Source organism: Hyphomicrobium sp. MC8b, assembly GCF_905067615.1.
Taxonomy (GTDB): Bacteria; Pseudomonadota; Alphaproteobacteria; order Rhizobiales; family Hyphomicrobiaceae; genus Hyphomicrobium_B.
In genome coordinates this window covers 3567905-3578290 of record NZ_LR898465.1, presented here as the reverse complement: position 1 = coordinate 3578290, position 10386 = coordinate 3567905, and the positions used below count along the sequence as shown (strand labels likewise).

7 protein-coding genes are annotated in these 10386 nt (G+C 59.9%); 3 read left to right on the top strand and 4 right to left on the bottom strand.

Features of this window, described 5'->3' with window-relative positions; all coding sequences use genetic code 11:
- The first annotated feature begins 25 nt into the window (after nucleotides 1-25).
- Complete coding sequence (gene shc / locus ACLB1Z_RS17260) at nucleotides 26-2026, top strand: squalene--hopene cyclase (RefSeq protein ID WP_409560950.1); 2001 nt, start codon at nucleotides 26-28, stop codon at nucleotides 2024-2026.
- Nucleotide 2027: 1 nt separating this feature from the next.
- On the top strand, nucleotides 2028-2711 hold the full coding sequence (locus tag ACLB1Z_RS17255; protein ID WP_409560949.1) for a phosphorylase: 684 nt from the start codon (nucleotides 2028-2030) through the stop codon (nucleotides 2709-2711).
- Here the strand turns inward: ACLB1Z_RS17255 and hpnH are convergent.
- Together hpnH and ispH are read right to left on the bottom strand one after the other, a co-directional pair.
- A complete protein-coding gene (hpnH, locus tag ACLB1Z_RS17250; RefSeq protein WP_409560948.1) occupies nucleotides 2655-3803 on the bottom strand; it encodes an adenosyl-hopene transferase HpnH in 1149 nt (382 codons plus the stop codon). The two genes, ACLB1Z_RS17255 and hpnH, sit on opposite strands and share 57 nt — an antisense overlap.
- Before the next feature lie 46 nt (nucleotides 3804-3849).
- Nucleotides 3850-4779 (bottom strand): 4-hydroxy-3-methylbut-2-enyl diphosphate reductase, encoded by a 930-nt coding sequence (gene ispH / locus ACLB1Z_RS17245; RefSeq protein ID WP_409560947.1) that lies wholly within the window; start codon nucleotides 4777-4779, stop codon nucleotides 3850-3852.
- A gap of 351 nt (nucleotides 4780-5130) precedes the next feature.
- On the opposite strand from ispH, the gene ACLB1Z_RS17240 reads away from it, so the two are divergent.
- Nucleotides 5131-7755: an MMPL family transporter gene (locus ACLB1Z_RS17240; RefSeq protein WP_409563298.1), complete on the top strand. Its 2625-nt coding sequence runs from the start codon at nucleotides 5131-5133 to the stop codon at nucleotides 7753-7755.
- Between the two features lie 7 nt (nucleotides 7756-7762).
- Here the strand turns inward: ACLB1Z_RS17240 and hpnJ are convergent, their stop codons facing one another.
- Nucleotides 7763-9190, bottom strand: coding sequence for a hopanoid biosynthesis associated radical SAM protein HpnJ (gene hpnJ, locus ACLB1Z_RS17235; protein WP_409560946.1), 1428 nt, complete (start codon nucleotides 9188-9190; stop codon nucleotides 7763-7765).
- Nucleotides 9191-9201: 11 nt separating this feature from the next.
- Complete coding sequence (gene hpnI / locus ACLB1Z_RS17230; RefSeq protein WP_409560945.1) at nucleotides 9202-10335, bottom strand: bacteriohopanetetrol glucosamine biosynthesis glycosyltransferase HpnI; 1134 nt, start codon at nucleotides 10333-10335, stop codon at nucleotides 9202-9204.
- Nucleotides 10336-10386: the final 51 nt, after the last annotated feature.

The following is a 10386-nucleotide window of genomic DNA, read 5'->3' as shown; positions in this document are numbered from 1 at the left end:
CGCTCGGACTTCTGGAGAGCCCGAAATGACTTTCGAATCCACATCGCAATCTACGCGCTTGGCGTCTGAGATCACGGCACGTGAGTTGACGCCGTCGGAGATCGAAGGCGCGATCGCGGCGGCAAAAAATGCTCTCCTTGCGCTCCAGCGCGATGACGGCCATTTCGTCTTCGAGCTGGAAGCCGACGCGACGATTCCCGCCGAATACGTTCTGATGCGCCACTATCTTGCTGAGCCGGTCGATGCCGTGCTCGAAGGCAAGATCGCCAACTATCTTCGCCGTATCCAGTCGGAGGACGGCGGCTGGCCGCTGGTTCACGACGGGGCGTCCAACATCAGCGCCAGCGTCAAGGCTTACTTCGCTCTGAAGATGATCGGTGTCGGCATCGACGAGCCGTACATGAAGAAAGCGCGCGGCTGGATCTTGTCGCAAGGCGGCGCCTCACACAGCAACGTCTTTACGCGCAACCTGCTCGCCCTTTTCGGCGTCATTCCGTGGACGGGCGTTCCGGTGATGCCGGTCGAGATCATGGTGCTGCCGCGCTGGTTTCCGTTTCACCTCGATAAGATTTCCTATTGGGCCCGCACCGTTGTCGTTCCGCTGACGGTCTTGAATGCCTTGAAGCCGAAAGCGCGCAATCCGCTTGGCGTCGGCATCGCCGAGCTTTTCACCATTCCGCCGGACGAGGTGAAGGTCTGGCCAAAAGGGCCGCATCAGAAATCGCCGTGGTCCGAAATCTTCGGCGCCATCGACCGCGTCTTGCGCTTCACCGAACCACACTTCCCGAAGTCGCTACGGAAGAAGTCCATCGATAAGGCTGTCGCGTTTGTCGATGAGCGTTTGAACGGCGAGGATGGGCTCGGTGCGATCTTCCCGGCGATGGTCAACGCACTGCTCGTTTACGATGCGCTCGGTTATTCCAAGGATCATCCGAACTATCAGACCGCGCGCGGCTCGATCGAAAAGCTTGTTACCGTCAACGACGATGAAGCCTACTGCCAGCCATGCCTCTCGCCGGTTTGGGATACGGCGCTGTCGGCCCATGCACTGATGGAAGTCGGGGACGCCGAAACCGAGGCTGCCTCCGACCGCGCGTTGCAGTGGTTGAAGCCTTTGCAGGTACTCGACACCGTGGGCGACTGGGCAGCGACGCGTCCGAACGTCCGTCCCGGCGGCTGGGCCTTCCAATATGCAAACCCGCACTATCCCGATACCGACGATACCGCCGTCGTGGCAATGGCGATGGATCGCACGCTGGGGCGTACCCAGCAGCCTGACACGACGTATCGCGAAGCCATTTCGCGTGCCCGCGAGTGGATCGTCGGCATGCAGAGCAAGAATGGCGGCTGGGGCGCATTCGATGCCGATAACACCTACGAATATCTGAACCAGATCCCCTTTTCCGATCACGGCGCGCTGCTCGATCCGCCGACGGCAGACGTCACCGCGCGCTGCCTCTCCATGCTGGCTCAACTCGGTGACCGTCCCGGGAACAGCTACGAACTCGATAGGGGGATCGCCTATCTCAAGTGCACCCAGGAAAAGGACGGCAGCTGGTACGGCCGCTGGGGAATGAACTATATCTACGGCACGTGGTCAGTGCTGTGTGCGCTAAACGCTGCCGGTGTCGAGCCGTCTTCGAGCGTCGTGCGCAAGGCCGTCGATTGGCTGCTTGCTATTCAGAACAAGGACGGCGGCTGGGGCGAAGACAGCGAAAGCTACAGGCTCGATTATCGCGGTTACGAAGCGGCGCCTAGCACCGCGTCTCAAACTGCCTGGGCGCTGATGGGTCTGATGGCCGCCGGTGAGATCGACAACCCGGCCGTGAAAAAAGGTATCGCCTATCTCACGTCGACCCAAGCCTCGGACGGCTTCTGGAATGAGAAGCGTTTTACGGCGACAGGCTTTCCCCGCGTCTTCTATCTCCGCTATCACGGCTATTCGAAGTTCTTCCCGATGTGGGCACTAGCACGCTATCGTAACTTGAAGGCCTCGAACGCCAAGGCCGTGCTCGTCGGGATGTAAGGTGGCTCTAGGTTTCGTCATCGCCGCAACGGGATTGAAGGCTGAGGCGCGCATCGCCGAGCAGCCGGGACGCGTGAAAGCCGTTATCGGTGGTGGCCGCGAAGACCGCCTCGCAACGCTACTTCAAGAGGGCCTGTCGGAAAGCACGCGCGGCCTTATCAGCTTTGGCATAGCAGGCGGGCTCCGGCCCGGACTGAAGCCCGGCACAATCATCGTCGGCACGTCGGTGCTGCACAGTAGCGGCAGGATCTATCCAGCAGATGTGCGCTGGAGCGATCGGCTGTTCGAGGCTCTACCGAACGCCGAAAGCGGTCCGGTTACAGGTTCGAGCACCATCATCGCCAATCGCGACGAGAAGCACGCGATCTATCTCAAATCTGGTGCCTTTGCGGCCGATATGGAAAGTCACGTCGTGGCGCAGATGGCCGCCGAGAGGGGACTACCGTTTGCGGTCCTGCGAGTGATAGCCGACCCGTCGACGCTGAGCCTGCCGCCCGCAGCCGTCAACGGTCTCAATCCGGACGGCTCGCCGAACATTCCGGCCGTTTTGAAATCGCTCGCGACGCAACCGAGCCAGCTATGGGACATCATCCGCATAGCCGGCGCGACGCGTCGCGCGATGAAGAGTTTACTCCGCTGCCACCGGCTTCTGGGCCCGGGCCTCGGCTGCACTGATCTCAGCTAGCTTGTTCTCGACATGCCGTGAAAACACGAACTCGGCCGGACGCTGCTTGTCGAGCGCGATTTCGGGCGCCATCGGACCGTCCGTCTTCACGCCGCGAAGCGCGACGGCCGCGATCTTCCAAGGTTTCTTGACGGCATCCATGACGGCGGTCGCCTCAAAGCCCGAATGCACCATGCAGTCGGCGCACTTCTCGTAGTTGCCGGTGCCGTACTTGTCCCAGTCCGTGCTTTCCATCAGCTCCTTGAAGGTTTTCGTATAACCTTCGCCGAGCAGATAGCAGGGCTTCTGCCAGCCGAACACGGTGCGCGTCGGGTTGCCCCACGGCGTGCAATTGTAGGTCTGATTGCCCGCGAGGAAGTCGAGGAACAGCGCCGACTGGAAGAACGGCCAAGCGCGTCCGCCCCTGCCGAGCTTGAAGATGTCGCGGAACAGTTGCTTCGTCTTCGTGCGGTTGAGGAAGTGCTGCTGATCGGGAGCGCGCTCGTAGGCGTAGCCTGGCGAGATCGTGACGCCGCCGATATCGAGCTTCTTCATCTCGTCGAGGAAACTCGCGACCTGCTCGGCCTTGGCGTCGCTGAACAGAGTCGTGTTGATGTTGACGCGGAAGCCTTTTGCCTTGGCAACCTTGATCGCTTCCACAGCGCGATCATAGACGCCCTTTTGGCAAACGGAACGGTCATGCATCTCCTTGTCACCGTCGAGATGGATCGACCAGTTGAAATTCTTGTGCGGCTTGTAGAGATGAATTTTTTTCTCAAGCAGCAGCGCGTTCGTGCACACCGTGACGAACTTGCCCTTCTTGAGCGCACCTTCGACGATCTCCGGCAGCTCTTTGTGCAGCAAAGGTTCGCCGCCAGCCAGCACGACGACCGGCGCGCCGCATTCGTCCATCGAATGCAAAGCATCGGCGACGGAAATGCGCTGGTTCAAAATCTTGTCGGGATAATCGATCTTGCCGCAGCCCGCGCACGCGAGGTTGCAGCGAAAGAGCGGCTCGAGCATCAGCACGAGCGGATAGCGCTTGTTCCCCCTGAGGTGCTGTCCGATGACGTAGGCACCCACAGACAAAGCTTGGTTTAGCGGAATTCCCACCCCAACGGGCTCCTTCTAGTGAGGCTCGAACCAGCAGGCGTCCCGGTCATGATGCTTCGAGCAATTCAGGCGGCAGGCGGAAGGTTATCTTTTCTTCGACGCCGTCAAGCGTCTCGATTTCGATTGGCCCCGCCTTACCTATCGCAGCTAATACGTCCTGGACAAGGACGTCAGGCGCCGAGGCACCCGCAGTTACGCCGACCGTCGCAACTCCGGCGAGCCAAGCCAAATCGACTTCGCTGCCGTCGGCGACGAGATAACTTGGAACCCCACATTCCGACCCGATTTCCCTCAGGCGGTTCGAGTTCGAGCTGTTGCTCGCCCCGACCACCAGCAAAAGCTCGACATGCCGGCAAAGGTCCCGCACTGCCGTCTGCCGATTTTGCGTGGCATAGCAGATGTCACGCGTTTCCGGCCCAATTACGTCCGTGAACCGCTTTTTGACGGCCTCGATCGTCGACCGGGTATCATCGACGCTGAGCGTCGTCTGGGTGATGTAGGCGACGGGGGTATCATCCGGAATATCGAGTTTCGCGACATCCTCGCCGTTTTCCACAAGGTAAACGGGACCGGAGATGCGCCCCAATGTCCCTTCGATCTCGACGTGCCCAGCATGCCCGATCAGGATGATCGTTCTGCCCAGTGACGAATAGCGCTGGCCCTGCTTATGGACCTTCGAGACGAGGGGGCAGGTCGCATCGACGACATTAAGACGACGAAGGCGCGCCTCGTCCTCGACGGAATGGGAAACGCCGTGAGCACTGAAGATCGTGACGGAGCCGTTCGGCACGTCCGCTAGGTCCTCGACAAAACGGGCGCCCTTGGCCTTCAAATCTTCGACGACGTGCCGGTTGTGGACGATTTCGTGGCGCACATAAACAGGCCCATCACGATGAGCAAGTGCGCGCTCGACGGTGTCGATCGCACGAACGACGCCTGCGCAAAATCCCCGGGGCTGTGCCAGAATCACTTTCATGCAGAAACCCCCCGTTTTCTGCCAACCGGGCATCGCCGTTGCGGGCTTCAGCCTTAAATCCGTACGTCAAAGACTGATAACTTTGACGTGCCCACCCTCTAATACTTCTGACATTACGCGCGAACGCTGTGCGGGGCAGCAAAGCCAGCGTCGCGCCATTCACGCTGGCGGTATGACGTGTCTCAAAAGCAACACAGATCGCATGCTCCTCACCCTAGCGGCTCGACATGACGGCCGTCCGGAGTGCAGTGGTTGGGAGGGATGCCCTTTGCTTACGAATAGGAAGAGCCGCCGCAGAATGGCCAAACACGACACTTCGCAATGCCGCCCAAACGTGACGGTGCTCGAAGCATGATCGAGCGCGTCGTTGCGGGCATTGTTGCAGCCTCGGTGCGGCTGTCGTGGCTGACGATTTTGCTTGGCCTCGCTGTCTCTGCGGGCGCGATTTATTACGTCGTCAATAATTTTGCGATTACCACCGACACGAGTCAGCTGATTTCGCCAGAGCTTGATTGGCGTAAGCGCGAACGTCAGTTCGACGCGGCGTTTTCCCAGCACACCGACACGATCGATATAGTCATCGACGGTAAAACGCCGGAGCTGACAGAGAGCGCCGCCGCCGAGCTCGCAGCCGCTCTCAGCAAATCAAAGCCGGACCCGTTCCAGATCGTACGCCGACGCGATGGCGGACCGTTCTTCGACAAGAACGGCTTGCTCTATCTGTCGCTGCCCGAGGTACAAGACATCACGGCAGGCCTCATCAAGGCACAGCCGGTGCTCGGCACGCTATCGGCTGATCCGACCCTCAATGGCTTGGCGAAAGCATTGGCGCTCGTCCCGCTCGGCATCAAAGAAGATCGGGCGAAGTGGATCGATTTCGAGAAGCCTTTGGGTGTGATGGCCAATGCCATGGACGGCATGCTGACCGGCAAGCCGACGTACTTTTCATGGGGGCAGTTGCTGACTGGCGGCGCGCCGAGCCCGTCGGAGCTACGCCGCTTCCTCGAAGTAAAACCGGTTTTGAATTATTCCGATCTCGAACCCGGTGCCGAAGCGACCGATCTCATTCGCGCTACGGCCAAACAGCTGGGGTTGACCCCTGAGAATGGCGTTCGGGTCCGTCTCACCGGCTCAGTCCCGATGGCGGATGAGGAGTTCGGCACGGTCGCGGAAGGCGCAGCACTCAATACTACGCTTACCATTGCTGCTGTGCTGGTCATTCTTTGGCTGGCGTTGCGATCCGGCAAGATCATCTTTGCCGTGCTTGTCGGCCTGTTTTCCGGCCTCGCAATTACAGCGGCGCTGGGTCTCTATCTCGTCGGCGCGCTGAATCTCATCTCGGTTGCTTTTGCGGTTTTGTTCGTCGGCATCGGCGTCGATTTCGGCATCCAATATGCCGTTCGCTATCGGCATGAGCGCTATAGCCGCCAGGGTCTGCGCGAGTCGCTTGTTGCGGCAGGACGCAATGCCGGCAAGCCCTTGGCGCTCGCTGCCGCGGCCACAACCGCTGGATTTTATGCCTTCTTGCCGACCGATTACGTCGGCGTTTCCGAACTAGGTCTCATCGCCGGTAGCGGCATGATCGTCGCGTTTTTAACCAGCATAACGCTGCTTCCGGCGCTTCTGGAGGTGTTGAACCCACCCGGTGAGTTGCACGATGTCGGCTACCGCTCGCTGCAGCCGGTCGATCGCTTCATGGCCCGGCATCGCAAGATCATTCTTGCGCTCACGGCAATTGGCGTGATGGCTGGATTACCGCTGCTCGCAAAGCTCGAATTCGACTTCAATCCGATCAATCTGCGCAGCCAAAAAGTCGAATCCGTCTCGACCTTCAATGACCTGATGCGCGATCCGAACACCGCGCCGAACACGATCGAAATTCTGACACCGAACCTCGCCGACGCCGAAAAACTCGCGACGAAGCTCGACAAGCTGCCCGAGGTCGATCGCACCGTAACGCTCGCAAGCTTCGTTCCCGATCATCAGGATGAAAAGCTGGCGCTCATCCGCGATTGCTACGATTTGATCGGCCCGACAATCGAGCCGGACGAGGTCGCGGACGTCCCGACAGACGCGGACACGAGGCAGACGCTTCTCGATACTGCCAAAGACTTCGAGGACGTCAGCAAATTGCCCGGCGCTTCGCCGCTCGCTGCGCACATGGCAAGCACGCTGCGCAAGCTCGCTGACGCAACCCCTGATGTCCGCGCCAAGATCGGCACCGCATTGCTCGACGGCATGAAATTGCGCCTGACACAGATCCGCGCCGCTCTTAAAGCGGAGCCGATTACGTTGAAAAACCTGCCGCCCGAAATCGTCGCCGACTGGGTGACAGCCGATGGCCGTGCCCGCGTCGAGGTCGGCCCCAAGGGAGACGGCAACGACAACGCCAATTTGCGCCGCTTCGCGTCTGCTGTTCTCGCCGTCGATCCGAACGCAACTGGCGTCCCGATCCTGATCCAGGAATCGGCGAAGACGGTCGTTCGTGCCTTCATTCAGGCGGGGCTGCTGGCGTTCGTTTCGATCACGATCATTCTGTTCGTGGCGCTGCGCCGGGTGACGGACGTGCTGCTGACGCTCGTGCCGCTGCTGCTCGCAGGTGTCGTAACGCTGGAGCTTTGCGTGCTGCTGAAACTGCCGCTCAATTTCGCAAATATCATCGCGCTGCCGGTGCTGCTCGGCGTCGGAGTGGCGTTCAAGATTTATTATGTGCTGGCGTGGCGCGCGGGTGAAACGAGCCTGCTTGCGTCGCCGTTGACGCGCGCAGTCATGTTCAGCGCGATGACGACGGCGGTGGCGTTCGGGAGTCTGTTCTTTTCAAGCCATCCCGGCACGTCAAGCATGGGCGAATTGCTCGCCCTTTCGCTGGTGACGACGCTCGCGGCTGCCGTTCTATTCCAGCCCATATTAATGGGCCCGCCACGTACGGTAGCGAGCCCTCAGGACAACAAAATTCCAGAGGCCATTGAGCCTTAAGTGAGCTCTAAGCGGCGGCGCTGCGGCGCTCGCGCAGGAACTGGAAGAATTCCACGCCCTCGCGAAGGCGGCGCTTCATCATGTCGGGCTGTGTCACCATCTCTCCGACGATCGCGGCGATCTTCGGCACCCGGAAGTAGAACTTGCGATAGAAGTCCTCGACCGAGTTGAAGATTTCGGTGTGCGACAGGCCGGGATAGTGCAGCGGTGCGATCTGGATGCCGTTGTCGTTGATGAGTTCGGCGTTGTCGACATCGAGCCAACCGTTCTCGGACGCCTGCTTGTAAAGGAACGTCCCCGGATAGGGCGCTGCCAACGAGACCTGGATCGTATGTGGATTGATCCGCGTCGCGAACTTGATGGTCTCCTGGATCGTTTCTTTCGACTCGCCCGGAAGACCGAGGATGAAGGTGCCGTGGATCTTAATGCCAAGCTCGTGGCAGTCTTTGGTGAACCGCTCGGCAACTTCGACCCGCATACCCTTTTTGATGTTGTGCAGGATCTGCTGATTGCCGCTCTCGTAGCCAACGAGAAGCAAACGCAGGCCGTTGTCCTTCAGCACTTTCAGCGTTTCGCGCGGCACGTTTGCCTTGGCATTGCACGACCACGTAACGCCGAGCTTGCCGAGTTCCTTCGCAATCGCTTCCGCGCGCGGCAGGTCGTCGGTGAAGGTGTCGTCGTCGAACATCAGCTCTTTCATCTGCGGGAACGCCTTGAGGATGTATTTCACTTCCTCGATGACGTGCCCAACGGAGCGGGTCCGGTAGCGATGGCCGCCGACCGTTTGTGGCCACAGGCAGAACGTGCAGCGGCTTTTGCAGCCGCGACCCGTGTAGAACGAGATGTACGGATGCTTGAGATAGCCGATGAAGTAATTCTCCATCACGAGGTCGCGTTTGTAGACCGGCGTAACGAAGGGAAGCGTGTCCATGTCGTGCATCACGGGGCGGTCTTCGTTGTGCACGATCACGCCCTGGGGGTTGCGATAAGACAGGCCCTTGATGTCGCTCCAGGCCTTGCCGTCGGCGACGTCTTTGATGGTGAAGTCGAACTCGTTACGCGCCACGAAGTCGACGATCGGCGCGTCCTTCAAGCTCTCATCGAATTGAACCGCGACCTTAGCGCCGATCAACCCAACCTTGAGGTTCGGGTTCGTCGCCTTCATTGCCTCGATGACCTTGACGTCGGAATCGAATGATGGCGTCGAAGTGTGCAGCACCGCTAGATCGTAATCGCGAACTTGGCTGAGCACGTCCTGAAGACTTGTGCGGTGAGGCGGCGCATCGATCAGCTTGGAGTTCTCGACGAGCGCGGCGGGCTGCGCCAGCCAGGTCGGATACCAGAACGATTGGATCTCTCGGCGCGCCTGATAGCGCGAACCGGCTCCGCCGTCGAAGCCATCGAACGAAGGGGCCTGCAGGAAGAGTGTGCGCATCTTGGCGCCTTTCATATCGGCGTGACGGTTCCATCGGAGCCGACGCTATAGCGACGGCCTCTCCAGTTGACGGCTCCGGGCATGAAGCTCGCGACGAACACCGCGAAGCTCAGCAGATCCCTCAGCGGACTGAGCCACCACGTGCTCTTGCCCCCACCCGCCAACTTCTCAACTTGTATCGGAACAAAAAGGCGGCAGGCAAGCGTTCCTGCGAGGATCATCCACGCTATGGCGCTGAAGCCACTGAGCGGCAACGCTGCCAGTGCAAAAGGCAGGGGATGCGTCACGATGGATCCTGCGTACCCCATGGGGTCGACAAGACGAATCGTCCGCGCCCAACGGAGTTCATGCGCCCAAAGCTCTTTAAACGACGCTTCCGAAAACGTATGCCCGACCGTGAACGGGGCAATTTCGACCTTCAGACCGAGACGGCGGACGGCGTCCCCCATCGCGTAATCATCAGCAAGAGTATCAGCGAAAGCCTCGAAGCCGCCGATTCGTTCAAGCGTGCGTCGCCTCAGCGCGATCGTTGAACCGAAACAGGGCTTTGCCAGTCCAACGGCGAGGCCGACAAGCACACTCGGAAGAAAGTGCTGATCGACGGCCGAGGCTGCCATCCGCGACCAAAAGCCTGTGAGCGCCGTGCCACGGTAGAGACACGTGACGAGCCCAACTCCGGGTTGCTGCAAGATCGCAGAAACGTGCTGCGCATAGTCGGGAGCGACCCGCATGTCGCTGTCGCTGAGAATAAGAAAATCATGCTTCGCAGCCGGAAACATGTCGGCGATGTTTTCGACTTTCGGATTTCCCCCGCCGCGTCGCTTGCCGACGACCAGTTCAAGGTCGCGCGACGGGAACCGCCGTTGCAAACTGTGGACAACTGCGATGGCCGCGTCCGCCGGGTCCTGGACCCCGCACAGCATTTGCAGATCGCTGGGGTAATTCTGCGCGCAAAAGGAGGCGAGACTCACGTCAAGGCCGGTTTCTGCACCGTAGAGCGGCTTTATCAGCGTGACATTTTCGAAGCGTTCCAGTTTAGGCTTGGGTTCACGGGCAAATCGTGCCACCAAAAAAGTCGCAAACAGGGCGTAGACGCAGCCGATTAAGGCAATGAGGGTGCATACAAGCCACAGACAGGACGTCATTCGGACGTTACTTTCTGGTTTGAGTTGGGAGCAAGCCTGTCGGCAGTGGCA